Origin of the sequence: Ruegeria sp. SCP11, assembly GCF_040329455.1 — a bacterium.
GTDB lineage: Bacteria > Pseudomonadota > Alphaproteobacteria > Rhodobacterales > Rhodobacteraceae > Ruegeria > Ruegeria atlantica_E.
Map to the genome: position 1 here is coordinate 241,835 of NZ_JBDZYG010000006.1, position 24,192 is coordinate 266,026.

Annotated in this window: 32 protein-coding genes; 20 read left to right on the top strand and 12 right to left on the bottom strand. The window is 57.0% G+C overall.

Annotated features, from left to right (window positions below; all coding sequences use genetic code 11):
* Positions 1–105 precede the first annotated feature (105 nt).
* Positions 106–324 carry a hypothetical protein gene (locus tag ABLN94_RS11695; RefSeq protein ID WP_352992550.1) on the top strand — a complete coding sequence of 73 codons (219 nt, stop codon included), beginning with the start codon at positions 106–108 and terminating at the stop codon, positions 322–324.
* 85 nt (positions 325–409) lie between these two features.
* Positions 410–2,209 (top strand): translation elongation factor 4, encoded by a 1,800-nt coding sequence (gene lepA, locus ABLN94_RS11700; protein WP_352992552.1) that lies wholly within the window; start codon positions 410–412, stop codon positions 2,207–2,209.
* Between the two features lie 76 nt (positions 2,210–2,285).
* On the opposite strand, the gene ABLN94_RS11705 is transcribed toward lepA, so the two are convergent.
* On the bottom strand, positions 2,286–3,086 hold the full coding sequence (locus tag ABLN94_RS11705; RefSeq protein WP_352992554.1) for an FRG domain-containing protein: 801 nt from the start codon (positions 3,084–3,086) through the stop codon (positions 2,286–2,288).
* 313 nt (positions 3,087–3,399) lie between these two features.
* Here ABLN94_RS11705 and ABLN94_RS11710 point away from each other — a divergent pair, with 313 nt between their 5' ends.
* From ABLN94_RS11710 to ABLN94_RS11730, 5 genes are all read left to right on the top strand, one after another.
* Positions 3,400–3,642, top strand: a complete 243-nt coding sequence (locus ABLN94_RS11710; protein WP_352992556.1) for a hypothetical protein — start codon at positions 3,400–3,402, stop codon at positions 3,640–3,642.
* A 193-nt stretch (positions 3,643–3,835) separates the two neighbouring features.
* A complete protein-coding gene (locus tag ABLN94_RS11715; RefSeq protein ID WP_352992557.1) occupies positions 3,836–4,015 on the top strand; it encodes a CTP synthetase in 180 nt (59 codons plus the stop codon).
* A 152-nt stretch (positions 4,016–4,167) separates the two neighbouring features.
* Positions 4,168–4,653, top strand: coding sequence for a hypothetical protein (locus ABLN94_RS11720; RefSeq protein ID WP_352992558.1), 486 nt, complete (start codon positions 4,168–4,170; stop codon positions 4,651–4,653).
* Between the two features lie 137 nt (positions 4,654–4,790).
* Complete coding sequence (locus ABLN94_RS11725; protein ID WP_352992559.1) at positions 4,791–5,144, top strand: hypothetical protein; 354 nt, start codon at positions 4,791–4,793, stop codon at positions 5,142–5,144.
* Between the two features lie 173 nt (positions 5,145–5,317).
* Positions 5,318–5,764: a hypothetical protein gene (locus ABLN94_RS11730; RefSeq protein ID WP_170493485.1), complete on the top strand. Its 447-nt coding sequence runs from the start codon at positions 5,318–5,320 to the stop codon at positions 5,762–5,764.
* A 1,077-nt stretch (positions 5,765–6,841) separates the two neighbouring features.
* Here the strand turns inward: ABLN94_RS11730 and ABLN94_RS11735 are convergent.
* The gene (locus ABLN94_RS11735; RefSeq protein ID WP_170493488.1) at positions 6,842–6,979 is read right to left on the bottom strand and encodes an entericidin A/B family lipoprotein; all 138 of its coding nucleotides are present in this window, start codon (positions 6,977–6,979) and stop codon (positions 6,842–6,844) included.
* A 139-nt stretch (positions 6,980–7,118) separates the two neighbouring features.
* Entirely contained in the window at positions 7,119–7,460 is a 342-nt protein-coding gene (locus ABLN94_RS11740) for an ArsR/SmtB family transcription factor (RefSeq protein WP_170493491.1), read from the bottom strand.
* Between the two features lie 308 nt (positions 7,461–7,768).
* On the opposite strand from ABLN94_RS11740, the gene ABLN94_RS11745 reads away from it, so the two are divergent.
* From ABLN94_RS11745 to ABLN94_RS11770, 6 genes are all read left to right on the top strand, one after another.
* Complete coding sequence (locus ABLN94_RS11745) at positions 7,769–8,401, top strand: ATP-dependent Clp protease proteolytic subunit (protein WP_058282412.1); 633 nt, start codon at positions 7,769–7,771, stop codon at positions 8,399–8,401.
* A 133-nt stretch (positions 8,402–8,534) separates the two neighbouring features.
* On the top strand, positions 8,535–9,800 hold the full coding sequence (gene clpX / locus ABLN94_RS11750; protein WP_170332602.1) for an ATP-dependent Clp protease ATP-binding subunit ClpX: 1,266 nt from the start codon (positions 8,535–8,537) through the stop codon (positions 9,798–9,800).
* A 62-nt stretch (positions 9,801–9,862) separates the two neighbouring features.
* Complete coding sequence (locus tag ABLN94_RS11755; protein WP_352992562.1) at positions 9,863–10,225, top strand: RidA family protein; 363 nt, start codon at positions 9,863–9,865, stop codon at positions 10,223–10,225.
* A gap of 79 nt (positions 10,226–10,304) precedes the next feature.
* The gene (locus ABLN94_RS11760) at positions 10,305–10,688 is read left to right on the top strand and encodes an NADH:ubiquinone oxidoreductase subunit NDUFA12 (protein ID WP_170493499.1); all 384 of its coding nucleotides are present in this window, start codon (positions 10,305–10,307) and stop codon (positions 10,686–10,688) included.
* A gap of 12 nt (positions 10,689–10,700) precedes the next feature.
* The gene (gene mlaD, locus ABLN94_RS11765; RefSeq protein ID WP_352992563.1) at positions 10,701–11,153 is read left to right on the top strand and encodes an outer membrane lipid asymmetry maintenance protein MlaD; all 453 of its coding nucleotides are present in this window, start codon (positions 10,701–10,703) and stop codon (positions 11,151–11,153) included.
* Complete coding sequence (locus ABLN94_RS11770; RefSeq protein WP_352992565.1) at positions 11,150–11,518, top strand: DUF2155 domain-containing protein; 369 nt, start codon at positions 11,150–11,152, stop codon at positions 11,516–11,518. Before mlaD ends, ABLN94_RS11770 begins: the two co-directional genes overlap by 4 nt.
* Here ABLN94_RS11770 and aat read toward each other — a convergent pair.
* The 4 genes from aat to ABLN94_RS11790 form a co-directional block, all read right to left on the bottom strand.
* Positions 11,473–12,105 (bottom strand): leucyl/phenylalanyl-tRNA--protein transferase, encoded by a 633-nt coding sequence (gene aat, locus ABLN94_RS11775; RefSeq protein ID WP_352992567.1) that lies wholly within the window; start codon positions 12,103–12,105, stop codon positions 11,473–11,475. The two genes, ABLN94_RS11770 and aat, sit on opposite strands and share 46 nt — an antisense overlap.
* Before the next feature lie 48 nt (positions 12,106–12,153).
* On the bottom strand, positions 12,154–13,503 hold the full coding sequence (gene accC / locus ABLN94_RS11780) for an acetyl-CoA carboxylase biotin carboxylase subunit (RefSeq protein ID WP_352992569.1): 1,350 nt from the start codon (positions 13,501–13,503) through the stop codon (positions 12,154–12,156).
* A gap of 9 nt (positions 13,504–13,512) precedes the next feature.
* Positions 13,513–14,010, bottom strand: coding sequence for an acetyl-CoA carboxylase biotin carboxyl carrier protein (gene accB, locus ABLN94_RS11785; RefSeq protein ID WP_352992571.1), 498 nt, complete (start codon positions 14,008–14,010; stop codon positions 13,513–13,515).
* A gap of 149 nt (positions 14,011–14,159) precedes the next feature.
* Positions 14,160–14,696 (bottom strand): LuxR C-terminal-related transcriptional regulator, encoded by a 537-nt coding sequence (locus ABLN94_RS11790; RefSeq protein ID WP_352992573.1) that lies wholly within the window; start codon positions 14,694–14,696, stop codon positions 14,160–14,162.
* 205 nt (positions 14,697–14,901) lie between these two features.
* Here ABLN94_RS11790 and ABLN94_RS11795 point away from each other — a divergent pair, with 205 nt between their 5' ends.
* From ABLN94_RS11795 to ABLN94_RS11815, 5 genes are all read left to right on the top strand, one after another.
* Positions 14,902–16,197 carry a short-chain fatty acyl-CoA regulator family protein gene (locus tag ABLN94_RS11795; RefSeq protein ID WP_352992575.1) on the top strand — a complete coding sequence of 432 codons (1,296 nt, stop codon included), beginning with the start codon at positions 14,902–14,904 and terminating at the stop codon, positions 16,195–16,197.
* A gap of 78 nt (positions 16,198–16,275) precedes the next feature.
* Positions 16,276–16,656, top strand: coding sequence for a response regulator transcription factor (locus ABLN94_RS11800; protein WP_170493522.1), 381 nt, complete (start codon positions 16,276–16,278; stop codon positions 16,654–16,656).
* Positions 16,653–16,967 (top strand): hypothetical protein, encoded by a 315-nt coding sequence (locus tag ABLN94_RS11805; RefSeq protein ID WP_352992577.1) that lies wholly within the window; start codon positions 16,653–16,655, stop codon positions 16,965–16,967. The genes ABLN94_RS11800 and ABLN94_RS11805 overlap by 4 nt, the downstream gene beginning before the upstream one ends.
* Positions 16,955–19,633: a sensor histidine kinase gene (locus ABLN94_RS11810; protein WP_352992579.1), complete on the top strand. Its 2,679-nt coding sequence runs from the start codon at positions 16,955–16,957 to the stop codon at positions 19,631–19,633. The genes ABLN94_RS11805 and ABLN94_RS11810 overlap by 13 nt, the downstream gene beginning before the upstream one ends.
* Positions 19,634–19,711: 78 nt before the next feature.
* The gene (locus ABLN94_RS11815) at positions 19,712–20,818 is read left to right on the top strand and encodes a FliM/FliN family flagellar motor C-terminal domain-containing protein (RefSeq protein WP_352992580.1); all 1,107 of its coding nucleotides are present in this window, start codon (positions 19,712–19,714) and stop codon (positions 20,816–20,818) included.
* Between the two features lies 1 nt (position 20,819).
* On the opposite strand, the gene ABLN94_RS11820 is transcribed toward ABLN94_RS11815, so the two are convergent.
* Genes ABLN94_RS11820 through ABLN94_RS11835 form a run of 4 tightly spaced genes read right to left on the bottom strand, consistent with a single transcriptional unit; the run spans position 20,820 to position 23,009 of the window.
* Entirely contained in the window at positions 20,820–21,251 is a 432-nt protein-coding gene (locus ABLN94_RS11820) for a TIGR01244 family sulfur transferase (RefSeq protein ID WP_352992582.1), read from the bottom strand.
* A gap of 9 nt (positions 21,252–21,260) precedes the next feature.
* The gene (locus ABLN94_RS11825; RefSeq protein ID WP_352992584.1) at positions 21,261–21,692 is read right to left on the bottom strand and encodes a DUF6691 family protein; all 432 of its coding nucleotides are present in this window, start codon (positions 21,690–21,692) and stop codon (positions 21,261–21,263) included.
* A complete protein-coding gene (locus ABLN94_RS11830; RefSeq protein ID WP_352992585.1) occupies positions 21,692–22,114 on the bottom strand; it encodes a YeeE/YedE family protein in 423 nt (140 codons plus the stop codon). The genes ABLN94_RS11825 and ABLN94_RS11830 overlap by 1 nt, the downstream gene beginning before the upstream one ends.
* A 31-nt stretch (positions 22,115–22,145) precedes the next feature.
* A complete protein-coding gene (locus tag ABLN94_RS11835) occupies positions 22,146–23,009 on the bottom strand; it encodes an MBL fold metallo-hydrolase (protein WP_352992587.1) in 864 nt (287 codons plus the stop codon).
* A gap of 243 nt (positions 23,010–23,252) precedes the next feature.
* Between ABLN94_RS11835 and ABLN94_RS11840 the strand changes: the two genes are divergently transcribed.
* Positions 23,253–23,468 carry a hypothetical protein gene (locus ABLN94_RS11840; protein ID WP_170493547.1) on the top strand — a complete coding sequence of 72 codons (216 nt, stop codon included), beginning with the start codon at positions 23,253–23,255 and terminating at the stop codon, positions 23,466–23,468.
* Positions 23,469–23,477: 9 nt separating this feature from the next.
* Here the strand turns inward: ABLN94_RS11840 and ABLN94_RS11845 are convergent, their stop codons facing one another.
* Positions 23,478–23,696: a hypothetical protein gene (locus ABLN94_RS11845; RefSeq protein WP_170493550.1), complete on the bottom strand. Its 219-nt coding sequence runs from the start codon at positions 23,694–23,696 to the stop codon at positions 23,478–23,480.
* Between the two features lie 161 nt (positions 23,697–23,857).
* Here ABLN94_RS11845 and ABLN94_RS11850 point away from each other — a divergent pair, with 161 nt between their 5' ends.
* The gene (locus tag ABLN94_RS11850) at positions 23,858–24,127 is read left to right on the top strand and encodes a DUF2312 domain-containing protein (protein WP_170493552.1); all 270 of its coding nucleotides are present in this window, start codon (positions 23,858–23,860) and stop codon (positions 24,125–24,127) included.
* Positions 24,128–24,192: the final 65 nt, after the last annotated feature.

A 24,192-nucleotide genomic window follows, 5' to 3' on the forward strand; every position in this document is an offset into this window, starting at 1 on the left:
CTCGTTTTTGCCTGCCCGGAGAGATCTAACGCCCCTCTCTGCTTGCAGTGGAGTATGAAACAAACGGGGGTGTGGATCAATCATTCGGTTCAAAAAAGTGATTGTATGCGGCTGGTGTATCGCGGGCGGTTCTCCACTCAAGTCATGGCAGATGTAATCGCGGGCCTGAACCTCGACACGCAAGAAGGTTTCGTCGTTCGCACAACTGCGGCATTCAAGGGAGAGAAAATGCCAACTCACCTCGCGAAATATGTGCGCGAGGGCCACGTACAAAGTGAGACGCATTGGATGAATGAGGATCTGGTCAAAAACGGGCTGGTCTGATTGGGCGTAGGCCTCGCAAACAAAGGGTTTCACAGCACGTCGTGCCACCTTGACCACAGCGCAATTCCGACGCATATCCCAACCCATGACAGACCTCGCTCATATCCGCAATTTCTCCATCGTCGCGCATATCGACCATGGCAAATCCACCCTTGCTGACCGGCTCATTCAAGAGACCGGAACGGTCAAGGATCGCGACATGAAGGAACAGCTGCTCGACAGCATGGATATCGAGCGGGAACGTGGCATCACCATCAAGGCCAACACGGTCCGCATCGACTATACCGCCGATAACGGCGAGCAATATGTGTTGAACCTGATCGACACTCCCGGCCACGTGGACTTTGCCTATGAGGTCTCGCGCTCCATGCGTGCGGTTGAGGGCTCTCTGCTGGTCGTCGACTCGACCCAGGGGGTTGAGGCGCAGACCTTGGCGAATGTTTACCAGGCCATCGACGCCGATCATGAGATCGTGCCGGTGCTGAACAAGATCGACCTTCCAGCGTCCGACTGTGACCGCGTGGCCGAACAGATCGAGGATGTGATCGGTATCGACGCGACCGACGCCATTCAGGTCAGCGCCAAGACGGGGCAGGGCATCCATGAGACGCTTGAGGCTATCGTTCAGCAACTGCCCGCTCCGCAGGGCACTGTGGATGCGCCGCTCAAGGCGATGCTGGTGGATTCGTGGTACGACGCCTATCTGGGCGTCATCGTTCTGGTCCGTATCATGGACGGCACGCTGAAAAAGGGGATGCGGGTCAAGTTCATGTCGAACGGCACCCTGCACCATGTCGACCGTGTCGGCGTCTTCCGCCCCGAGATGGAGATGGTCGACAGCCTCGGCCCCGGTGAGATCGGTTTCCTCACAGCCTCGATCAAACAGGTTCGTGACACCCGCGTCGGTGATACGATCACCAATGACCGCAACGGGACTGAGGACGCGCTGGACGGATTCAAACCCGCGCAGCCGGTGGTGTTCTGTGGCCTCTTCCCCGTGGACTCAGCCGAATTTGAAGACCTGCGCGATGCGATCGAGAAGCTGGCGCTGAACGACGCCTCGTTCTCTTACGAAATGGAAACCTCTGCCGCGCTGGGCTTTGGCTTCCGCTGCGGCTTCCTGGGCCTGCTGCACCTTGAGGTCATCCGCGACCGCATCGAACGCGAATACGATATCGAGCTCATCACCACCGCGCCGTCGGTGATCTATCACGTCTACATGAAAGACGGCGAGATGATCGAGCTGCACAACCCCGCCGACATGCCTGACCCGTCCAAGGTCGACCACCTTGAGGAACCGCGCATCAAGGCGACCATTCTGGTGCCCGATGAATACCTCGGCGACGTGCTGAAACTCTGTCAGGACCGCCGTGGCATCCAGATGGACCTGACCTATGCGGGCAGCCGCGCCATGGTCGTCTATGACCTGCCGCTGAACGAGGTCGTCTTCGACTTCTACGACCGCCTGAAATCGGTGACCAAGGGTTATGCGTCGTTCGACTATCAGATGACCGGGTATCGCGAGGATAATCTGGTCAAGATGTCGGTGCTTGTGAATGACGAGCCGGTCGATGCGTTGTCGACCATGGTTCACCGCGACCGGGCCGAGATGCGGGGCCGGGCGATGTGCGAAAAACTCAAGGACTTGATCCCGCGCCACATGTTCAAAATCCCGATCCAGGCCGCCATCGGCGGCAAGGTCATCGCGCGCGAGACCCTCTCGGCCCTGCGCAAGGACGTGACCGCGAAATGTTACGGCGGTGACGCCACGCGGAAGCGGAAACTGCTGGAGAAGCAGAAGGCCGGTAAGAAAAAGATGCGCCAGTTCGGGAAGGTGGATATCCCGCAGGAGGCGTTTATTTCGGCGTTGAAGATGGACAGCTAAGGCTGTCCATCTTTATTTGCAGCCGGAAATGTCGGACCAAAGGTAATACAAAAGCGATTCAACGGAATTGCCTCGTTTACCACCGATAATCAGACGACATGTCGTATTCGCAAGCGTTGGCTTGGGAAAACCCCTCGATATCGGGAAATAGTGATAGCCTGTTGATGCAAAAAACTTGATCAAGTTTCTTGAGGCACTCGACCTTCAATTCCGGCGAGATGTAATAGAAACATTGGCCATCGCGAGTTCCATCATACACCATTGAACCCATCGGGTTATCGCTGGCTGACCCAAACAAAAAACATGATGATTGCGCTGCGACACGGGGAGAAACTGTCGATGGATCGTAAAGCATTGGGAAGTTGTGGTTTTTTGCGTTGAATAGCTCGGCTGTATAATCTGCTCTAAAGTGTTCTTTCTCTATTCCGTGGATTTCATTGCAGAGCAAGCCAAATAAGATACCGGGGCTCTCTTGTTCGCTAGAACACGCAAACCATAAACCGACCAATGGGTTCTTACTTACGTCTAGCAAACAAGTGGAGGCACCGTAGTGGCGGAGTTTCGTAATGAGTTCCCAATCGTTCAACTCGCGACCATTTGAAAAGCCAAACCCGCTGTGTCTAGCTCGTTTGAGCATACTTTCATCGCTTTTGATTGCTAGGTCATTTAGGGTTTCTCTCGTGGGTCGTATGGAGTTTTTGGCGCGCCTAAATGATGTGGTTTCAATTGGCCATTCTGCCTTGGCCTGTCCTCTCCAAAACCTAGAAGAATAGTAAGCGTCGTTATCCAATTCACAAATGCTGGACACTAATTCCTCGAAGCAAACTGGAGCCCTAATTTCTCCAAACCGCTCTGTATCTACTCGGTTTTCTTTCATTTAGCCCAATCTACCTCTTTGCATTATCTAGGGAATACTCTTGATTAATCATGGTGTTGGGTAGGTGGCAAGCTAAAGCGAGGTACCCCTTTTCTCAACCAACCCACTCGCCCGGCGATACCGAGAGGCCGTGCGACCCGCCCCCGGCAAATCGGACGGCGCGTTTGCTTTCGAGGCTCTACACGTTCGCAAGCGAAACTGTCCCGCCGTCAGCCATCCCTCGCCAATCCGATGCATCGGATGCTGATGCCCTCCGGGCCTGACCCGTTTCATGGTATTCTCATCACACCCCAAAACACGGGAGGATGAATCAATGAAACATCTGTCTCTGGCCACTGCTTTCTGCTTGCTCGCCGCGCCTGCCTTTGCCGGGCAATGCCCCACCGACATTGCCGCCATTGATGCCGCTTTGGCTGCGGGTCCTGACCTGTCTGACGAACAGATCGCACAGGTCGAAACATGGCGCGACGAAGGTGCCGCGCTGCACGATGCAGGTGATCATGACGCGTCGGTTGCAACTCTGGCCCAGGCCAAAGAACTGCTTGGCCTGAACTGACTTCTTATCGCCGATCCGGTTTGGCAAACGGGCTGTGCGATTGCGCGGCCCCTCGGGTCGGCGTTGCCCGCTGTTCTTTTGCTCAGCTGTCTCAATTTGCCCCGGATCACCGCGCAGTCTGACCCAGATCAAGGACCACTCCCAGCCTCAGTTCTACGGTCCCCGAAAACAGACTGGTAAAAACGAGGCTCCCATGTCGCCCCTGACGCTGATCATTCACATCTTCCTTGGTTCCACCCTTGCCGGGTCCGCTGTGATTGCGGTTCTGGTCATGGGGCACGCATCGTGGACAACTCTGCTGATCGCTGCGGTTGCTGGCTTCGTCGCGGCGTTCCCGGTCTCGTTTCTGGTGGCCCGCAAGCTCGAAAGCTGAGCGCCCCCAACGGTCGATTGAGATACGCGTGCTGAAGCCCTGCTTTAGACGCAAAGAACTTAATGTGTTATCCTCCGCCCGGGGGACCGCGTTCAGGCGGCCTTATTATTCAGATGCTTGCAACGCCTGACCCTCAGAAATGAGAGGTTATTATGCACAAGTTCTTGACGACGACCGCAGCCACAGTCCTGACCCTCGGCCTGTCGGCGGGTTTGGCCAGCGCCGAGTCCTATGACGCCGCTGGCAAAGGCATGGGAACGGAAGAGAACCACGTCTTCAGTATCTCGGACGGCCACGCGGTTGTGAAATCCCAGACCAATTATGAAAGCTTCGAGGTCGCCGCCGGGCACCCTCTGGAAGGCGCTTCGGGCATGTGCTTCGGTTCCATTCTGGTCAACGGGGCTGGGATCTCGGGCACCGGGAACTGCGTGTTTGACACTGCCTCCGGGGAAAAGGCTGTGATGACATGGATTGCAACGGGCCGTGGCGATGATGGCGCTCTGACCGGTGACTGGACCGTATCAGGCGGCTCGGGCAATTGGGCCAGCGCGACGGGCGGGGGGACGTTCTCATCCTTCACCGACCCGGATACCAGAAAATTCGTCAACACGATTACCGGCAATATCACGGTCGACTGATTTCGACCTGACTGATGGGTGGGGTGCGCGGATCCGGTTGCCGTCTGCGCATCCTCAACCCTGTGCCGAACTGCCGGAGATTTTGTGAGGGCAGTATGCTCAGTTCATTGAAGTAATTTTTTCAAAGGGGGAAAGTTATGGATTCTCAACTACGTTCCGAACTCTCAATGGGTCGTTTGGACCACTATTACCACATCATGCGCACGACGATCTTTGCCTATGTCGCCCTCGCGGCAATCATCGGGTTTGGCCCCGAAGGGATATCTCTGGCGCTTATCGTGCTGGTCATCGCAACTGCCGCCTATGGCATTCTGGCAGGCAAAACCGCGCTGGCGGATGTGGAAAACCTGCGGGATGACATGGATGAGGAGTTTGCGCAGACCAGTTTTGCCAAGGGGATAAAGACCCGCAACATGAAGGGGTTGATTATGACCTCCAATGTTTTGCTCGGCCTTATTGGGTTGGCTGAACTGACCGCAATTTTCACCTAATTACATGAAAAATAGCTGGGTTTTCCGGCCCATCCCTTGTTTGGAGCCGCCCGCTATCTAACGGTCGCCTAAATCCTCTATGAAGTTTCCCTTAGGTAAGTTGTAACCGGGGGGCGCTCTCCCAATCTGTTCAGCAGGCCAAGGACGGCCTTGAGTTTTGGAGGAGAGAGCCAATGACCAGATTTATGACTGCCGGAGCAGCCGCTCTGGCCACGACCCTCACCCTTGGAACGGCCGCTCTGGCCGATACGCCGGATCTACGCGGTACGTGGTTTGGGTCGTATACGACCGTTTCGCCGACGCATTACCACCGTGGCGACGAACCCAGATTCAATCAGGCCGAGTGGATGCTGGATGTCCAGATGCAAGAGGACAACGTCTTTTGGGGGCCCAGCAAGTGGCGCCGCGACGGCGACAGCGAGTGGACTGAATACGAAGCCACCGGAACGATCAGCCTGGACGGCTCGGGTTCGATTGGCATCGTGGAAACGGCCCCCTTGGTCATCGGCGCGAATGCGTTGATTGATGCTCAGTATCAAGACGGTAAAATCTATGCGGATTTCCGTAGCCTGCGTAACGGAACAACCTACAGCACTGTTCTAGAACGGCAGGTGAACTGAAGCGTCTCTGGCCCGGTCGGGCTGTAGGGGGTACCAGCTGCGAATCTACCGCAGCGCGTAGTAGGTAATCCCGGTCGGGCCGGAGCGCTTCTCAAAAACGGAACCAGCGTCTCCGATGGGAGGGGACGGGTCGGGCGGTCGTATCATTGCCCGCGACAGGGTCCGGAGCGACCCATGCCGGACAGCGGCGTTCCCCGGGGTGGGGCTCTGGACTTCGCGGACCTTCAGCGCGGTGTCGCAGGTAGTACACAGGCTCGTCCGACCCAAGTTCCGATTTTTCCCCCCTTTGGGTCGCGTGGTCTTCACAACGTCGAAGGGCGCGCGCGATTCGAGCAAAAATGCATCCGCAGAGGGCTGAACCCACTTTTGTACCCGCATTTTGATGGCCCATTTGATTTTGCACCCGCAGAAATACAGTAAAATCAGACCCTTTTCGGCAGTTTTGACTTATCCTGCGCCAAACAAGCGTCGTTTCACGGTTTCCGGAGTTATCCACAAATCTTTCCCGCAGGATATTAACACGTTATCCCCGCCTAATTTTTATGCTGCAGTGCTATTTTCTTGTCGGGTGACGACTCCAATGCAACAGTTTGGTTACCGCAACGGTTCTTAGGAACCAGGGTGGGGCGCAAAGGCCAGGGGGTCAGGCGGTGATGACGGGTTCTAGGATGTGTCACGCACCGAAAAGACTTACCGGTGGATGATTAGTTGAACCGGATCTTGCTCCGGATCAGGGGATCACCCTCTCAGAAGGCTGGCGCGTGCTGTGTGGCGCCGCTTGGCGCGACGCGGCAGCTTTGATCCCTTGCGGGGTCAGGGCAACTGGCTCGGGGCGTCTCCCTGACGCGTCGACCCTGCAAGGCGTCAGGAGTGTCCGAAAGGATACGTGCATGGACCGCGTCTACGCACCTGACGCCTTTTCCTTTTGCTGGAACTAGGTTTGACACGGGCTACCACTCTACCCCCAAATTGAAATGAAACGGGGTTCTTGTGTGTGCACAAGAACCCCGCTGGTTTGTCAGGCATCAACCTCGTATCGGGCGCTGGGTCAGTAAAACTACCGCGCCCGAGTTGATTTTATAGATTCTCTTGAACGTCTGTGGCGGCGCTCTGAATTGCGTCACCAGCATTCTCAATATCTTTTCCGGCGCCCTTCGCGGTTTCGCAGGCGGTGAGGGTGAACAGGGCGAGCCCGACCAGAATTGCACGGATCATCAGTGTCTCCATTTGAATTGGCTTTCGTTGCGTAGCAGATTTACTTGATTGCAACCAGAGCCTTGCAACCTGTTTAACACTTACGGGTCGCCGAAGGGTATCCTTGAGCTGACCAATTGGATGGTGATCGGTTAAAGGCTCAGCCTTTCTCTTCGCTGCAGAACATGTCGTAGACAAGTTCAAGCATGCGACGCGGGCGGTCATCTGCCAGACGGTAATAAATCGCTTTGCCCTCGCGGCGCGGAGTCACCAGCCCTTCAAGACGTAGGCGTGACAATTGTTGAGAGACGGCAGCCTGGCGGGCCGACAGCAGTTCTTCCAACTCGGTTACTGATTTCTCACCCGACACGAGATGGCACAGGATCATCAAGCGGCCTTCGTGGCTGATGGCTTTCAGGAAATTCGACGCGCGCGTCGCGTTTTCGACCATTTTGTCGAAAGACTTTGGAGACATATCTTGCGAAAGCTGGGGGAGGGCCATCGTTTGTTTCCTTTTTTGCCCGGATTTGGGGCGTGTGTGAGTGCGGGATCGCTGATGCGAGATGCCTCGATACATATTTTGAACATGTATTTCCATATGCATGAATCAAAATGACGTGATGTGAGGTGGGAAACCTATGGGGAACGAATTCCGCATTTAACTCGATTTGAGCAGGGTTGGGTCTCAAAGCGCTGCCGTGGAGCCCGAAGTATCCGGCCCCCCTTGCAGCCCCTCGGTGGCGACACTAAGACTCAGGTAACGTTTCTTCGGGTAGTGTCCCGATCCATAGCAAAGCAGGCAGGTTCAGAATGTTCGATCCAGTTGATACCTATATGAATACGCTCGTCCCGATGGTGGTCGAACAGACCAGCCGGGGCGAACGCGCCTACGATATTTTCTCGCGCCTTCTGAAAGAGCGGATCATCTTCATCAACGGTCCGATCCACGACGGGATGAGCCATCTGGTTGTCGCCCAGCTGCTGCACCTTGAGGCGGAAAATCCCAGCAAAGAGATCTCGATCTACATCAACTCACCTGGCGGTGTTGTGACCAGCGGTTTGTCGATTTACGACACAATGCAGTACATCAAGCCGAAATGTTCGACATTGGTTATCGGTCAGGCGGCCTCGATGGGATCGGTTTTGCTGGCCGGTGGCGAGAAGGGAATGCGTTTCTCGTTGCCCAACAGCCGGATCATGGTGCATCAGCCCAGCGGTGGCTATCAAGGCCAAGCCAGCGACATCATGATTCACGCGGCCGAGACGCAGAAACTGAAAGATCGCCTTTATGACATCTACGTGCGTCATACCGGCCAGACCAAAAAAGCGGTTGAAAAGGCGCTGGATCGTGACAATTTCATGAGCCCGGAAGAGGCGAAAGATTGGGGCCACATCGACGAAATCGTTGAAAACCGCGCCAAAATGGACGGCGACGAGGCCTGAATTTAAGCCCCCGCGTCAAAGGCGCGGGGCGCATTTTGAGATTGTAGCCGCTCCGGTGCTGGCCTAAGCTGCATCAACAGACGGCAAGCGCGGTCGGAAACGGACCGCTGGGATGGAGCCCGAAAGGTAGAACATGGCGACGAATTCAGGCGGTGACGGCAAGAACACGCTCTACTGTAGCTTCTGTGGCAAGAGCCAGCATGAGGTGCGCAAGCTGATTGCCGGCCCGACAGTATTTATCTGCGATGAATGCGTCGAACTGTGTATGGACATCATCCGTGAAGAGACGAAGGCCAGTGGGCTGAAGTCCTCGGACGGTGTGCCGACACCGAAAGACATCTGCGAGGTTCTGGACGATTACGTGATCGGTCAGGCGACTGCCAAGCGGGTACTGTCGGTTGCAGTTCACAACCACTACAAGCGTCTCAATCATGCTCAGAAAGCGGGCAGCGATATCGAGTTGGCGAAATCCAACATTCTGCTGATTGGCCCGACCGGTTGCGGCAAGACCCTGCTGGCACAGACGCTGGCGCGGATTCTGGACGTGCCCTTCACCATGGCGGATGCGACCACGCTGACAGAAGCGGGTTACGTGGGCGAGGATGTCGAGAACATCATCCTCAAGCTGTTGCAGGCCAGCGAATACAACGTTGAACGCGCGCAACGCGGCATCGTTTATATCGACGAGGTCGACAAGATTACGCGCAAGTCAGAAAACCCCTCGATCACGCGCGACGTGTCCGGCGAGGGCGTTCAGCAGGCCCTGCTGAAGCTGATGGAAGGGACTGTCGCCAGCGTTCCGCCACAAGGTGGCCGCAAGCATCCGCAGCAGGAATTCCTGCAGGTGGATACCACGAATATCCTATTCATCTGCGGCGGAGCATTCGCGGGTCTCGACAAGATCATCGCACAACGTGGCAAAGGCTCTGCAATGGGCTTTGGCGCTGACGTGCGCGACAATGATGAGCGTGGCGTGGGGGAGATCTTCAAGGATCTGGAGCCCGAAGATCTGCTGAAATTCGGCCTGATCCCGGAATTCGTTGGCCGTCTGCCGGTTCTGGCGACGCTGGAAGATCTGGACGAGGATGCGCTGGTTACTATCCTGACCAAGCCCAAGAACGCTCTGGTCAAGCAATATCAGCGTCTGTTCGAGCTGGAAGACGCCGAGCTGGCCTTTACTGACGATGCGCTGAAAGCAATTGCCAAGAAGGCGATCGAACGGAAAACCGGTGCGCGCGGATTGCGCTCAATCCTCGAAGATATCCTGTTGGATACGATGTTCGAACTGCCGGGCATGAAGAACGTGACCGAGGTTGTCGTCAACGAAGAGGCGGTGTCGTCCGACAAGCAGCCGTTGATCATCTACGCGGATGCGGCGGAATCGGCCTCGGCCGGATAAACTCAAAACGGTTTACCAATCACGGCGCGGCAAGGACCGCGCCGTTTTCATGTGAGGGCAACATGACAATCAGGCGTATTTCTTCAGGCGGAGAATTTGAGGCGAAAATCGGTTATTGCCGTGCCGTCGTGGCCGGAGGCTGGGTCCACGTCGCCGGAACGGTTGGGCAGGGCGACGATGTGACAACGCAGTGTCGCTCGGCTTTACAGACGATCGGCAAAGCTTTGACTGAGGCTGGTGCCGGTTTCTCGGATGTTGTACGAGTGACTTACATGTTGCCTGACCGCTCCGAATTTGAACCCTGTTGGCCGATTTTGCGCGAATATTTCGGGGACAACCCACCAGCTACATCCATGATCGAATGTGGGTTGATCGACCCCAAGTACCGAATTGAAATCGAAGTAACTGCTTACCTGCCGGAATAGTAGGTGCGGTCCTTGTGACACTGGACCTTGGCGTGCCTTTGGTCCATATCTGCGGGGATAGAAATGCCGGAGGCAACCGATGGGTATTTTGAACAGTCTATTGCGGGCCGTAACCTGGTGGAACGGGGCCACTCTGAACACACAGATTTACACCGCGCGTAAGGGCGTAAAAGTCGGCGAGGACGACGAGGGCAATGTGTTCTATCGAAACGCCGACGACAGCAAACGCTGGGTGATTTTCAATGGTGAAGCCGAAGCCAGCCGGATTGATCCTGATTGGCATGGATGGCTGCATCGCACATGGGATGAGCCGCCGACTGACAAGCCGTTGCCGCACAAATCCTGGGAAAAACCACATCAGGAGAACCTGACAGGTACAGCGCTGGCCTATACACCTGCGGGTTCGTTGCGTCGCCAAGATCCGGTCGAACGCACCGACTATGAGGCCTGGAGCCCGGAATAAACGAGGCGAGCAATGTCGACTTATAATGTGACCGAAGTTCTTGTCGGCGGAGCCGTGCTGGCCTGTGCTGTCGCGTTTGGCGTCTATGCGAGCCAGTCCACTGGCTTGTCGCAAGGCGGTAATGGGTACCAGCTTGAGGCTTCGTTCCGTTCGCTTGAAGGTGTGGGGGTGGGCACAGATGTGCGCTTGGCCGGGGTTAAGATCGGTGCTGTGACAGGTGTAGACCTGAACCCAGACACTTACCGCGCTGACACTACGTTTACGATCCGCGACGGTATTCTGGTGCCGGATGACAGTGCCATTGTGATCTCCTCCGAAGGACTGTTGGGCGGCAATTTCGTCGAAGTGATGCCGGGTGGTTCGCCGTTTTATTTTGAACCGGGCGATCAAGTCGAAGACACGCAGGGTGCCGTCAGCCTGATCTCGCTACTGGTTAAATTCGTGGCTGGGGACGGTGGCGAATGAAGCGTTTTGCCCTGATCTTAGCACTGCTAGCTGCAACAGGTGCAACGGCGCAGCAAAAGGTTGAGTCCGGTCCCGGAGCGATTCTGCGGGGGTTGGACAAAGTCAGCGGTCAGACCATTGATGTCGAAATGAACAGCGGTCAGTCTGGAGAGGTTTTCGGGCTGGATGTTGCGTTGGGAGATTGTCGTTATCCGTCGGAGAACCCAACTGGCGATGCGTTTGCTTATCTGACGATTTGGGAAAAAGGTAAGTCGGATCAATTGTTTGACGGTTGGATGATCGCAACGTCTCCGGCATTGAACGCGCTTGACCATGCCCGCTACGACGTTTGGGTGATCCGCTGCATTACACCTTCGGCTGACTGATTTATTTGAGCCGTGAAATCCGCACTGGCGTTAATCGCCTCTTCCAGTTCTCGCCGGTATTGCACGCGTGGAATCTCAATTGCCCCCAGAGAAGCCAGATGCGCCGTCAGGAACTGCGTATCGAATAGCTGAAACCCGGTTTGGCAGAGGCGGTCCACCAGATAAGCCAGGGCGACTTTCGACGCATCTGTCCGGCGAGAGAACATGCTCTCTCCAAAAAATGCGGCGCCTATTGCAACGCCGTAAACGCCACCGACCAGATGATCTCCCTCCCAAACCTCAAGCGAATGCGCGTGGCCCGAGTTGTGGATTTGATGGTACAGGTCGCGCAATTCAGCGTTGATCCACGTGTCGGCGCGATCTGCGCAGCCGTCGACCACGCCTGCGAAGTCCTGATTGATGGTCACTGTGAAGCCGCATTTGCGAATGCTCCGCGCAAGGCTACGCGACACGTGAAACCCATCCAAAGGGAAGACACCCCGAAACTTGGGGTCAACCCAGAACAATTCCGGGGCATCACGGTGTTCGGCCATCGGGAAAATGCCGATGGAATAACCGTGTAAAAGGAGTTCCGGCGAAAGGCTCATGTGGAATGCTCAAAGGGCGAAGGATTGCTGTCCTTCGCCCCTAGTTTGTTACTCGGCCATATTCTCCGCAAGCCAATGTTCCAGCCAGTGAATGTTGTAGTCACCGCTGTGGAGGTCGGGTTCCTGCAACAGTGCGTGGAACAGCGGCACGGTGGTGTCTATGCCGTCTACGATCAGTTCACCCAAAGCGCGTTCCAGCCGCGCGAGAGCTTCGTCCCGGTCGCGGCCCTGCACGATCAGCTTAGCAATCAGCGAGTCATAGTAGGGTGGGATCGAATACCCGTCATACAGCGCCGAATCCATCCGCACACCCAGACCCCCGGGCGCGTGATAGGCCGTGATCTTTCCCGGGCAGGGCGAGAAGTTTGGCAGCTTCTCGGCATTGATGCGCACTTCGATGGCGTGGCCATTGATCTCCAGGTCGTCTTGACCGAACGACATGTCTTCACCAGCGGCGACGAGGATTTGTTCGCGCACCAGATCGACGCCAAAGATGCCTTCGGTCACTGGGTGTTCCACCTGCAGGCGGGTGTTCATTTCGATGAAGTAGAACTCGCCATTTTCGTAGAGAAACTCGATGGTGCCCGCGCCGATGTAGTTAATCTTGGCCACTGCGTCAGCACAGATCTTACCGATCTTGGCGCGCTCTTCCGGAGTGATGCAGGGGCCGGGGGCTTCTTCGAACACCTTCTGGTGGCGGCGCTGCAGAGAGCAGTCACGCTCGCCCAGATGGACCGCTTTACCTTTACCGTCGCCAAAGACCTGAATCTCGATATGGCGGGGTGTGGTCAGGTATTTCTCTATATAGACCTCGTCATTGCCAAAGGCGGCCTTGCCTTCGGCGCGCGCGGTCATAAAGGCGCTTTCCATCTCGTCCGCGCTCATCGCGACTTTCATGCCGCGCCCGCCGCCGCCGGCGGTGGCCTTGATAATGACCGGATAGCCGAATTCCTCGCCTATCTTTTTAGCCGCCGCCAGATCGGGCACGCCACCGTCGGAACCAGGAACACAAGGCACGCCCAGCTGTTTCATCGTGTCCTTGGCGGTGATCTTGTCGCCCATGACACGGATGTGCTCGGCGGTGGGGCCGATGAAAGTGATGCCGTGGTCTTCGACGATTTGAACGAACTCGGCGTTTTCGGACAGGAAGCCATAGCCGGGATGGATCGCCTGCGCGCCTGTGATTTCACAGGCCGAGATAATCGCGGGCACGGACAGATAGCTTTGCGGGCTGGGCGGAGGGCCGATGCAGACCGATTCGTCCGCCATGCGTACATGCATCGCGTCACTGTCGGCGGTCGAATGCACGGCGACCGTTTTAATCCCCATCTCGCGCGCGGCGCGGATGACGCGCAGGGCGATCTCGCCTCGGTTGGCAATCAGGATCTTGTCGAACATGGGCCCGCCTTACTCGATGATGACCAGAGGGGTGCCGAACTCCACAGCGTCGCCGTCGCCGACCAGAATACGCTTGATGGTGCCTGCCTTCGGGGCGTGGATGTGGTTCATGGTTTTCATCGCTTCGACGATCAGCAGCGTGTCGCCTTCCGAAACAGAGGCACCAACCGAAATGAACGCAGGCGCGCCTGGTTCCGGCTGCATATAGACGGTTCCGACCATAGGCGAGGTCACTGCGCCAGGATGGCTTGCCGGATCTTCCTGCGCAGCGGGCGCCTCGGCGGCGGCAGGGGCTGGAGCGGCAACAGGGGCAGGTGCTGCTGCGGCCGGAACGGCAACCTGTACCGGAGCCGCTGCGACGTTGTTCATGCGGCTGACGCGCACATTCAGGCTGTCTTCCTCACCGTATTCGCGTTTGACCTGCAGTTCGGTCAGGTCGTTTTCGCGCAGCAATTCGGCCAGAGCCTTGATGAATGCCACGTCCGCTTCGTGTTTGGTGTCTGTCATGAGTGTCCTCGACGGTTCCCCTTTGGCCCGTCTGTTCCTGCGGGCTTTGGTCTGATTACGCAGCGTTATAAGCCAAGCGCCCGGTTATGAAAAGCGCGTCTAGGCCTGTCAGATGAGGGTTTGCCCGAGTTTTCGTTGGGGAAAAGAGGCTATAGCGGCATTCCGGAAAGTTTCGCCACCAATTCGGGTAACTTACGAGCTCCAAATTTCTCAAGCAGGCGCGCGCGATAGGCTTCGATCGTGCGATAGCTCAGGTTCAGTTCCATCCCTATTTCCTTTGCGGACAGGCCGCGGCAGGACAGAATTGCGACTTCGCGCTCGCGGGCTGTCAGTTCGACCAGCGGGCGTTCTTCCGAGATATCGGAAAAGCTCCAGATACCATGGCGGAACGGGTCGTCCGGCGTCAGTGATCGTCCGCGCGCCCGGCACCAGAACAGATCGCTGTTTCGGCGACGCATGACCCGTTCGTCGGTATAGTAACCGGTGTCGCGCATGACCTGCAGGCTGCGCGCGCCGATGCGTTCCCAATCAGCAACTGAAGGGTAAAGATGCAAAAGAGGCATGTTGCGATAGTCCACAGCCTCACCCCCAAACGTTCTTGCAAACTGCAGGTTGCAGCGCCGGATGATCCGGTTCTCCAATTCGACAAGTCCAATTGGCGCATATTCAAACGCGGGGTCGCTCATGCGGCTATCGTGCAGGGAATTCAGCGAAATTAGAAGAGGCAGCGCACATATTTTGGTTTCGGCGGTCAGGCTCTGCGTCGGATGGAGTTGTTAATATTGTAAACGGCCTATGAAAATCCACACTTAACCAATAGAAATACATCAAGAGTTCTGAAAATCATGCGTAAGCATGATCGGATGGTTTCGCTTGGGGAGGGGCGAGGGCATGCGCGATACGCTGACAGGCAGCCGGATTCGGGAAAGGCGTCAGATCGCAGGATTGCGGCAGGCGGAGCTTGCGCGCCAGGTCGGGATCTCGGCCTCTTACCTGAACCTGATTGAGCACAACCGCCGCAGGATCGGCGGTAAGTTGGTGGTCGATATCGCAGCGGCGCTGATGGTGGAGCCTTCGGTGCTGACGCAGGGAATTGAGGCCACGTTGATTTCGGCGCTGCGCGAGGCCGCAGCGGATGCCGTCGGGCAAGAGGCCGAGTTGGACGGGCTGGAAGAGTTCGCCGGTCGATTTCCCGGATGGGCCGGCGTTCTGGCGCAGATGCACCGCAGGGTCGTTTCGTTGGAGCGTACAGTTGAAACCCTGTCTGATCGGCTGACTCATGACCCACACTTGGCCGCGTCGATGCACGAGGTCTTGTCAACTGCAGCCGCGATTCGCTCGACCGCTGCAATTCTGGCCGACACGCAAGAGATTGAGCCCGAATGGCGGGACCGGTTTCACAGCAACCTGCATCAGGATGCCGAGCGGTTAGCGGAAAGTTCGAAGTCTCTGGTCACCTATCTGGACGAGAGTGATTCTGCCGGAGATCATCGCGGCGTGCCGCTGGAAGATGTCGAAGCCTTTTTTGGCAAAAACGGGCACCATTTCCCACATATTGAGCAGGGTGGTGACGAAGCTGAGATCGACTTGAGCGAGATGGAATCGACCGCAGCACGATCCTTGACCCGTGATTTTCTGGGAATTTACGCCGCAGATGCGCGCGCTATGCCGATGGAAAAGCTACAGGCTGCGCTCGCCGACGTTCCGTTGGACCCTCTGCAATTGGCATCGCAGTTTTCCGTTGATGTCGCCACTGTTTTGCGCAGGCTCGCCGCGTTGCCAGACGGTTACCTGGGGCGACCAACAGGGCTGGTCGTGTGTGACGCGTCTGGCAGTATTCTGTTCAGTAAACCCGTGCCGGGTTTTGCTATGCCGCGCTTTGGCGAGGCTTGCCCCCTGTGGCCACTATTTCAGGCACTGAACCGGCCTCTGGTGCCCATCCGTCAAAGGGTGGTGCAACTCGGGCGGACGGCGGCAGTGTTCGACTGTTACTCTTACGCGTGGCCGCAAACCATTTCGGGGTATGATCAGGGGCCGGTTTACCGCTCGGTGATGCTGGTTCAATCGATTGAGGATGTTGCTCAGGATCAGCAGGATGTTGCCTGGGTGGGACCCAGTTGCAGGGTTTGCCCACACAGCGACTGCACGTCGCGCCGCGAGCCTTCGATTCTGAGCGAAGGTTTTTGACAGTTTCCTGACACTACGCGTAAGCTGGCGGCGACGGGTATGCCAGTATATGACCTGTCACGGGGAGGACGGACAACCATGAGCCGTAAGGTTCTGTTAATTGAGGATGAGCCCAACATTGCCGAGGCCATTCGTTTTCTGCTGACGCGCGAGGGTTGGCAGGTTGAAACTCATGCCGAAGGCACCGATGCGTTACAGGTCATTCAGGGTGCTAATCCTGACTTGGTCATTCTGGATGTGATGCTGCCGGGCAAAAGCGGAATGGAGATTCTGCGAGATTTGCGCGAGTTGGAAGACATGCAGGGTCTGCCGGTTCTGATGTTGACGGCCCGCGGGCAGTCTCGTGACCGAGAGATGGCCGAAAATGCCGGAGTCAGCCGGTTTATGACCAAGCCATTTTCCAATACCGAGATGCTGACAGCGGTGCGCGATCTGCATGCGCAAGCGACACAGTCATGAGCTCGGGCGAAGACCGACCGTCCTCGGTTTCCCGGCCTTCGCTGTTTTTGGAGCGGCAGAGTTATCGCCGCCGCAGGTTGTCGGACGCAGCGCGTTTGTTGCCCTTTATGGGAGCTGCGCTGTTCGCGATCCCTCTGCTGTGGCCGGATAGTCAGAGCGCGCAGGAAGGGGTGACCCTTTCGTCTGCGATCTTTTACATCTTCACCTGTTGGGCGGTCCTGATCGTGGCCAGCCTCGTGTTTGGCTTCGCAGCCGGACGCATGTCTGCACAGGACGATTCTGATCCCGAGACGGACCAATGGCAACGCTGAACGTCCTGATTTTAGTCTGCCTTGGCTATGTGGTGCTGTTGTTTGGGGTTGCGTTTGCTGCAGACAGAATGGCGGCGGCCGGGCGAGGCGCGTGGCTACGATCTCCGCTGATCTACACTCTGTCGCTGTCCATCTATTGCACCGCTTGGACATTCTACGGGGCGGTGGGTAATGCCGCGCGGTCGGGGTTGGAGTTCGTGACGATCTACCTTGGCCCAACGCTGGTTATGATCAGCTGGTGGTGGGGGCTGCGCAAGTTGGTTCGGGTCGGGCGAAGCCAGCGGGTGACATCGATCGCCGACCTGATCTCATCCCGCTACGGTAAGTCCAACACGCTTGCGATCTGCGTGACCATTCTGGCCGTGCTGGGTGGCACCCCATATATCGCGCTACAATTGCAATCCATCACCCTCTCTTTTTCCATCTTTGCCGAAGCCGACCCCTCGGGCCTCTATCGTGAAGGCTCCAGCGTATTCTGGGTGGCGGCTGGTCTCGCCGTTTTTGCCATTCTCTTCGGTACTCGCAATCTGGACGCAAATGAGCGTCACCATGGGGTGGTTACAGCCATCGCGTTGGAATCGGTGGTCAAGCTGTTCGCCCTGCTGGCAGTAGGCGCTTTTGTCGTTTGGGGTATTGCGGGGGGCGTAGGCCCTATGATGGACCGCATAGACGCGTCTGAGATTGGCCAATGGAACGTGGATGCCGGACGGTGGACCACGTTTATCTTCTTGTCAGCGGCGGCGTTTGTCTGCCTGCCGCGGATGTTTCAGGTCATGGTGGTCGAAAACGCGGATGAGGGGCATTTGCGAACTGCCGCGTGGGCCTTTCCCCTTTATCTTCTGTTGATGAGTCTTTTTGTGGTTCCGATCGCAGTGGTTGGACTTGATCTGTTGCCCGAAGGGTCGAATCCTGACTTGTTCGTTCTGACGGTACCTCTTTCGCAAGGTAACGACTGGCTGGCGATGTTGTCTTTTATCGGCGGTTTTTCGTCGGCCACGTCCATGGTCATTGTCACGGCGATGGCGCTGTCGACGATGGTCTCGAACCACGTCGTCATGCCGATCTGGCTGAGTACCCAGGAAGGCGGCGGTGCCGTCTCTGGCGACGTGCGGAACGTGGTTCTGGTCGCGCGTCGGGTATCCATCGCGGTGATCATGGCGTTAGGTTTCTTTTACTATCGCCTTTCCGGAGGGGGGGCGGCTCTTGCGTCGATCGGCTTGGTGGCCTTTGCCGGGTTTTCCCAGCTCCTGCCTGCTCTGGTTGGCGGCCTGTTCTGGCGAGGGGCAACAAGGACGGGTGCTCTGATGGGGCTGACCGTCGGTTTCCTGCTGTGGATATACACGCTGTTGCTGCCAGGGATGGGTGGGGCTTTGATGCCCGAGGCAGTTTTGCATAACGGTCCGTTTGGTTGGGGCTGGCTACGCCCCCAAGCCCTGTTCGGGATCGATGGAATGGACCCGATGGTACATTCCGTCATGTGGTCGCTCTGTCTGAATACGGTCGCATTCTGCGTCGCGTCGCTGCTGAGCTTTCCCAGCCCACTCGAACGTCTGCAGGGTGCGCAATTCGTCAACGTCTTTGACCACTCGGTCGCACCACGACGCTGGACCGGTTCAGTGGCGCAGAGCGAGGATCTAATGATCATGACCCAGAGAATACTTGGGGCGGTCCCGGCGCAGGAGTTCTTTCAGGCCGAAGCTGAAAAGCAGGGTGGTCGGGCTAGCCTGCCTGAACCTACGCCCGCTTTCCTAGAACGGCTGGAACGGGAATTGAGTGGCTCTGTCGGGGCCGCAACGGCCCACGCGATGATTGGCCAGATCGTTGGAGGGTCGTCCGTCTCAGTCGAAGACCTGTTGGCTGTGGCCGACGAATCTGCCCAATTGCTTGAGTATTCGAGCCAGCTCGAGGCGAAATCGGCCGAGCTGACCCGGACTGCGCGACAGTTGCGGGAAGCCAATACGAAATTGACGCAAATCTCGGAACAAAAAGACAGCTTCCTTAGTCAGGTTAGTCATGAATTGCGCACGCCCATGACCTCGATCCGGGCCTTTTCCGAGATCATGCGCGACACGGACGGGCTGAGCGCCGAGGAGCAGACGCGCTATGCCGCAATTATCCACGACGAGGCGCTGCGTCTGACGCGGTTGCTGGACGATCTTCTGGACCTGAGCGTGCTGGAGAGTGGTCAGGTCAGCTTGAACGTGGGTGGTGACACGCTGCGTTCGGTGCTTGATCGGGCGGTGTCCAGTGCGCTGGCTGGAACCGGGCAGACGCTGACCGTCCAGCGCAGTAAAGTGTCGGAGCGTATCCCGCTGCAAACCGATCTGGACCGACTGGGACAGGTCTTTATCAACCTGATTTCGAACGCCCAGAAATATTGCGATGCCGAAGATCCGATCTTGACGATTTCAGCACACGACGTGGGTGGTCAGGTTGTTATAGATTTCGCTGACAATGGCAGTGGTATTCCACCAGAGGCTCGGTCGATGGTGTTTGAGAAATTTGCCCGTGTCGGCGTCGACAAGGCGGGTGGTGCCGGACTGGGGTTGGCGATCTGTCGTGAGATCATGCAGCGCCTTGGTGGTGAAATTACTTATCTGCCGGGGCAGGGTGGGGCGGCGTTCCGCGTGCGGCTGCCAATGGCTTACCGGCAGGCTGCCCAATGACGCGGGTGTAAAGACATTCGTAACCTCCAACGGGTTAGACCAGAAGTCAGTCACAGCAATTTACAGCGGTTTTGGGGCATGACGAAAACGGTCAGCGCGGCATTGGCGCGCAAGCTTTCAGCGGGACAAGAAGAGCAGGGCGACAAGCCGCGTTCAGTCCTTCGAGCGCTGCGGCTTGCTTTTGCGCGGGCGGCCAGTGACAGGCTGCAGCTACCTTTGGCCGTGATTGGTGCAAGACAATCTGTTCGCGCACCTGAGGCGCTGGCGGACCGGATTGGGGGTGATTGGCTGTCGTTGCAGTTTGTGAACGGTGATGGTGTAGCCGCCGCTGCTTGCTTGGACTTGGGGGCCGTTTCCGCAATCGTACAGGTTCAAACAATCGGAGAGGTGCTGACCGATGCCCCCGCGCACCGCGCATTCACGCATACGGACGGGGCGATGGTCGCCCCTCTTGTCGAAGACGCCCTGAACCGCGCGGTGGATCTGGTGGATACCACAGCGGATCGGTCCAGCTTGTCGGGTTACGAGTTTTCTTATCGATCAACTGATTTGCGTTCGCTGTCGTTGGCATTGGTGGAAGACGTGTATCGGGTTTTCGAGTTTACCGTTGAGTTGGGGGGAGGGCCGCAGCAAGGTCAGATTTCGGTCTTTTTACCCGACCGATCTGCTGAGGAAGAAAACGAGATAACAGATGACGTCATCGGACCAAATCTTGAGCAGGCAGCAGGGGTTTTGCGGGCTGAGTTGGATACGGTGATCTGCCGTATGTCGCTGTCGCTGGGTGCGCTGTCTGATCTTGGGGTGGGCGATGTTTTGCCACTGACAGGATCAAGGTTGGATCGGGCTGATGTTCTAACAATCGACCGAACACGTGCGGCAATTGGGCGTCTGGGACAATGTGGCGGTATGCGCGCGGTCCGTCTGAACGAATATGCGCGTCTGTCTGTACGGACACAGTCTGAGGTAGAAGAGTTCCTGGATGCGCGTTCGACCGCATTGGCACGACACGGCCCGGAAATGCCCGCGCCGACGGAGATATCGCACGTGCCAGTTTCATTAGAACAAAGCTCGGCCAGCGGCACAGAGACTAACCTGAACTTCGCCAATTCAGATCAGATGGTCGCCGAGATTTCGCAACTTGCAGGCTTGTCGCAACCGGGCCATGACCCGGAAAGCTTCGGCTAGATCAATCAGCCTCCCTGCGGGTCTGATCAAGAATCGGGCGAAGGTTGTCCAGCGCATACCCGGCCTTGTGTGTGGCTTCTAAAATGTCGTCAGTGCTCATGCGGTCGCACTGCCCCAGTGCCCAAACCACTGAGCATCGCGTGCCCGAGGCACAGTAGGCCAGTACCGGCCCGCTGCAGCTTTCTGCCAGCTCTCGTTGCAGGGCTACGTTTTCAGGTGTCATGGTCTGGTGCGTCAGCTCCAGAACCTCATATTCCAGACCCGCTGCGCGCACCGCGTCTCCGATTGCATCGGACTGCATGATTGCTGGAACCTCGACATTTGGTCGGTTGCAGATGACCTTGACGAAACCGGCTTCGGCGATGGCTGGAACGTCCTCGACCGTGATTTGCGGTGAGACAGCGTAGCGGGGTGTAATTGGGCGAATCTCCATGGCAATTGCTTATGCCGCGTTGGCGGTTCTGTCCAGTTGCGCGCCCAGAGTGGGAGCTGCGTACATCCCTGCCATCATAGAGATAAGGAAGATGGTACTGCCGACTCCACCGTAGCTCAGCGAAGCCAGTGCAGGGCCGGGGCAAAGTCCGGCCAACCCCCATCCCATGCCGAACAGAACAGAACCCAGGATCAATCGACGATCTAGTGCGAAGGCTGCCCTTGGCGGGTATTGCCCGCCGGTCAATGGCCGACGCCCGGCTGTCAACCGCCACGCAACCAGCATGGGAAGGATCGCGCCGCCCATCACAAAGGCAAGCGTCGGGTCCCACTGCCCAAACACATCCAACCAACCCTGTACCTTGGTGGTGTCGGTCATGCCCGAGATCAGCAGGCCCGTGCCGAACAAGGACCCTGCGAGAAGAGAAATGAGGGCACGCATCAGATCAGCCCCCACATATGGCGAAACAGAACCAGCGTTATGCCTCCGGCCGCGATGTAGACGATTGTGGCGACGATACCGCGTTGGGAAAAACGCGAAATCCCACATACCCCGTGACCCGAGGTGCATCCATTGGCAAGACGCGTTCCGATACCCACAAGCAACCCGGCGATTATGACGACCGTGATGTTGCTCGTCAGGTGCGTCTGGGGTGTCGATGACAGCAGTGGCCGCAGTAACAGAGGCATTCCGATCACTCCTGCCAGAAAGCTCAGCCGTTCGAGTGAGCGGTCACTGTTGTCGACCAACCCGCCTATTATGCCACTGGCCCCCATGATGCGCCCGTTGCCCAGCAGGTAGACGGCAGCACCCAGACCAATCAGAAGACCCCCTCCGAGGCCCCATATCCATTCAGCTTGCATTGTTGTTCCTTTGCCCGATTTTGCCAGCGCTTCAGAGTTTATTCAGGGGAAGCTTCAGGAATACGTCACCTTTTTCATCAGCTGGCGGCATCTGACCCGCGCGCATATTGACTTGCAGGGACGGGAGGATCAGGCGCGGCATGGGCAAAGTGGCATCGCGCGCATCGCGCATTTCAACGAACTCCTCGATCGAGCGGCCCTGGCCGATGTGAATGTTCAAGGCTTTTTGCTCGCCAACCGTTGTTTCCCATGCATATTCGTCGCGCCCAGGCGCTTTGTAATCATGCCCGACAAAGACGCGCGTCTCATCCGGTAACGACAAGATCTTTTGGATCGAGTCATACAGTGTCTCGGACGACCCGCCGGGAAAGTCGCAGCGCGCCGTCCCGAAATCCGGCATGAACAGGGTATCGCCTACAAAGGCGGCATCGCCGATCACATAGGTCAGGCAGGCCGGTGTGTGTCCGGGCGTATGCAGTACATCCCCGCGCATCTGTCCGACATGAAAGCTGTCTCCCTCGCGGAAAAGGGCATCAAACTGGCTACCGTCACGCTGAAATTCGGTGCCTTCATTAAAGATTTTCCCGAAGGTCTCCTGAATGGTGACGATCTGGTCGCCGATCCCGATTTTTCCGCCCAGCTCCTGTTGCAGGTAGGGCGCTGCCGATAGGTGATCTGCGTGCACATGGCTTTCCAAAATCCATTCGACCCGCAAATTGTTCGCCCTTACGTACTCCACGATCTGATCCGCAGTGCGCGTGCTTGTGCGACCAGAAGCATGATCAAAATCCAGAACACTATCGATGATGGCGCAGGCAACGCCCTCTGGTTCCTGTGCCAGATAGGAAACAGTAAAAGTCTCTGGATCGAAAAACGCTTTTACATTCGGTGTCATGTAGCCCTCCGCCGGTGCGTTCAACTCATATATCAATTCCGGAATATATTGCAATCGACACTGTGCAATTTGATGCGGGTCAAGGCAGGGTAGCCGCATTTCGAGTAAAATTTAAACAATCCGCATTTGGTTGCCAAAACGGCGCGACGGGCCGGCGGGAATCCGCGCGAAATTAGGCTAGCCTGTTAAGGTCTTAAAACGGTTACCTATATGCGGTTAAGGTTAGCCTATTGGGAGGAATACATGTCAGCAGTTCATTTATACTCAGAAGCCGAACAACTTGAGAAGAAGCTAAAAGGCGCGTGCTTGGACACCCGCCTTGCGCTGCAGCCGAGCGTCACCAAAGTGATTGACCGGATGCGCCAAGAAGGGGTGCACGTGCCGTCTCGTCTGCGTCAACTGGATGCAGCGCTGTGCGAAGATGCTATGGAAGCACGTTTCGACAACCTGCCGGTCTAAACCCTTCAGTTAGCTGAAGGAAATTCCTACGATCACCACCATAAGACCGAGTACCGAAAGAAAGAGCGAGGCGAGGTTCCACGGCAATACGCCTTGCACCACGGCGCGCAGTTCGTCGTCCGAAAGACCGGACTTGCGCGCCTTCATCACACGCAAAATGCACCAGACCAGGCCCATGAGCCCGGCAAGCGACAGGGCGGCTCCGCCCCAAGTGATGAGTTCGAACATGGTTCCCCACATTTGCTTGTCACGTTCAACTGCGCTTAGCGGATCGTTTCGGGGCGCACAAGTCCGACGGGATTGGGTGCTTGCGGCCTGAGCGGCGGCAATGTATCCGGCATAGTGCCCGCTGTCACAGCATCAGAAAACCACCTCTGGGAGAGACGTAAATGGATGACATGACCGAAGATCAGGCCGCTGCCAACTACCGCGTTACTGCGGGCGAACTGCGCCAGTTCATTGAGCGGTTCGAACGCCTGGACGCCGAAAAGAAAGATTTGGCGGAACAGCAGAAAGAGGTGATGGCTGAGGCCAAAGCCCGCGGCTACGATACCAAGGTCATGCGTAAGGTGATCGCACTGCGCAAGCGCGACAAGGACGACATCGCCGAGGAAGAAGCGGTTCTGGAGATGTACAAAGAAGCTCTGGGCATGAGCTAATCTGGGTTTCAGCCCGTCTGACAAGTGTTTTCAAGCGGGCGAAACATTTTTCCGCCAAGGTCGAT

Coding starts and splice junctions, on each gene's coding strand:
- ABLN94_RS11695 (WP_352992550.1), top strand. CDS start 106: ATGCGGCTGGTGTATCGCGGGCGGTTCTCCACTCAAGTCATGGCAGAT.
- lepA (WP_352992552.1), top strand. CDS start 410: ATGACAGACCTCGCTCATATCCGCAATTTCTCCATCGTCGCGCATATC.
- ABLN94_RS11705 (WP_352992554.1), bottom strand. CDS start 3,086: ATGAAAGAAAACCGAGTAGATACAGAGCGGTTTGGAGAAATTAGGGCT.
- ABLN94_RS11710 (WP_352992556.1), top strand. CDS start 3,400: ATGAAACATCTGTCTCTGGCCACTGCTTTCTGCTTGCTCGCCGCGCCT.
- ABLN94_RS11715 (WP_352992557.1), top strand. CDS start 3,836: ATGTCGCCCCTGACGCTGATCATTCACATCTTCCTTGGTTCCACCCTT.
- ABLN94_RS11720 (WP_352992558.1), top strand. CDS start 4,168: ATGCACAAGTTCTTGACGACGACCGCAGCCACAGTCCTGACCCTCGGC.
- ABLN94_RS11725 (WP_352992559.1), top strand. CDS start 4,791: ATGGATTCTCAACTACGTTCCGAACTCTCAATGGGTCGTTTGGACCAC.
- ABLN94_RS11730 (WP_170493485.1), top strand. CDS start 5,318: ATGACCAGATTTATGACTGCCGGAGCAGCCGCTCTGGCCACGACCCTC.
- ABLN94_RS11735 (WP_170493488.1), bottom strand. CDS start 6,979: ATGATCCGTGCAATTCTGGTCGGGCTCGCCCTGTTCACCCTCACCGCC.
- ABLN94_RS11740 (WP_170493491.1), bottom strand. CDS start 7,460: ATGGCCCTCCCCCAGCTTTCGCAAGATATGTCTCCAAAGTCTTTCGAC.
- ABLN94_RS11745 (WP_058282412.1), top strand. CDS start 7,769: ATGTTCGATCCAGTTGATACCTATATGAATACGCTCGTCCCGATGGTG.
- clpX (WP_170332602.1), top strand. CDS start 8,535: ATGGCGACGAATTCAGGCGGTGACGGCAAGAACACGCTCTACTGTAGC.
- ABLN94_RS11755 (WP_352992562.1), top strand. CDS start 9,863: ATGACAATCAGGCGTATTTCTTCAGGCGGAGAATTTGAGGCGAAAATC.
- ABLN94_RS11760 (WP_170493499.1), top strand. CDS start 10,305: ATGGGTATTTTGAACAGTCTATTGCGGGCCGTAACCTGGTGGAACGGG.
- mlaD (WP_352992563.1), top strand. CDS start 10,701: ATGTCGACTTATAATGTGACCGAAGTTCTTGTCGGCGGAGCCGTGCTG.
- ABLN94_RS11770 (WP_352992565.1), top strand. CDS start 11,150: ATGAAGCGTTTTGCCCTGATCTTAGCACTGCTAGCTGCAACAGGTGCA.
- aat (WP_352992567.1), bottom strand. CDS start 12,105: ATGAGCCTTTCGCCGGAACTCCTTTTACACGGTTATTCCATCGGCATT.
- accC (WP_352992569.1), bottom strand. CDS start 13,503: ATGTTCGACAAGATCCTGATTGCCAACCGAGGCGAGATCGCCCTGCGC.
- accB (WP_352992571.1), bottom strand. CDS start 14,010: ATGACAGACACCAAACACGAAGCGGACGTGGCATTCATCAAGGCTCTG.
- ABLN94_RS11790 (WP_352992573.1), bottom strand. CDS start 14,696: ATGAGCGACCCCGCGTTTGAATATGCGCCAATTGGACTTGTCGAATTG.
- ABLN94_RS11795 (WP_352992575.1), top strand. CDS start 14,902: ATGCGCGATACGCTGACAGGCAGCCGGATTCGGGAAAGGCGTCAGATC.
- ABLN94_RS11800 (WP_170493522.1), top strand. CDS start 16,276: ATGAGCCGTAAGGTTCTGTTAATTGAGGATGAGCCCAACATTGCCGAG.
- ABLN94_RS11805 (WP_352992577.1), top strand. CDS start 16,653: ATGAGCTCGGGCGAAGACCGACCGTCCTCGGTTTCCCGGCCTTCGCTG.
- ABLN94_RS11810 (WP_352992579.1), top strand. CDS start 16,955: ATGGCAACGCTGAACGTCCTGATTTTAGTCTGCCTTGGCTATGTGGTG.
- ABLN94_RS11815 (WP_352992580.1), top strand. CDS start 19,712: ATGACGAAAACGGTCAGCGCGGCATTGGCGCGCAAGCTTTCAGCGGGA.
- ABLN94_RS11820 (WP_352992582.1), bottom strand. CDS start 21,251: ATGGAGATTCGCCCAATTACACCCCGCTACGCTGTCTCACCGCAAATC.
- ABLN94_RS11825 (WP_352992584.1), bottom strand. CDS start 21,692: ATGCGTGCCCTCATTTCTCTTCTCGCAGGGTCCTTGTTCGGCACGGGC.
- ABLN94_RS11830 (WP_352992585.1), bottom strand. CDS start 22,114: ATGCAAGCTGAATGGATATGGGGCCTCGGAGGGGGTCTTCTGATTGGT.
- ABLN94_RS11835 (WP_352992587.1), bottom strand. CDS start 23,009: ATGACACCGAATGTAAAAGCGTTTTTCGATCCAGAGACTTTTACTGTT.
- ABLN94_RS11840 (WP_170493547.1), top strand. CDS start 23,253: ATGTCAGCAGTTCATTTATACTCAGAAGCCGAACAACTTGAGAAGAAG.
- ABLN94_RS11845 (WP_170493550.1), bottom strand. CDS start 23,696: ATGTTCGAACTCATCACTTGGGGCGGAGCCGCCCTGTCGCTTGCCGGG.
- ABLN94_RS11850 (WP_170493552.1), top strand. CDS start 23,858: ATGGATGACATGACCGAAGATCAGGCCGCTGCCAACTACCGCGTTACT.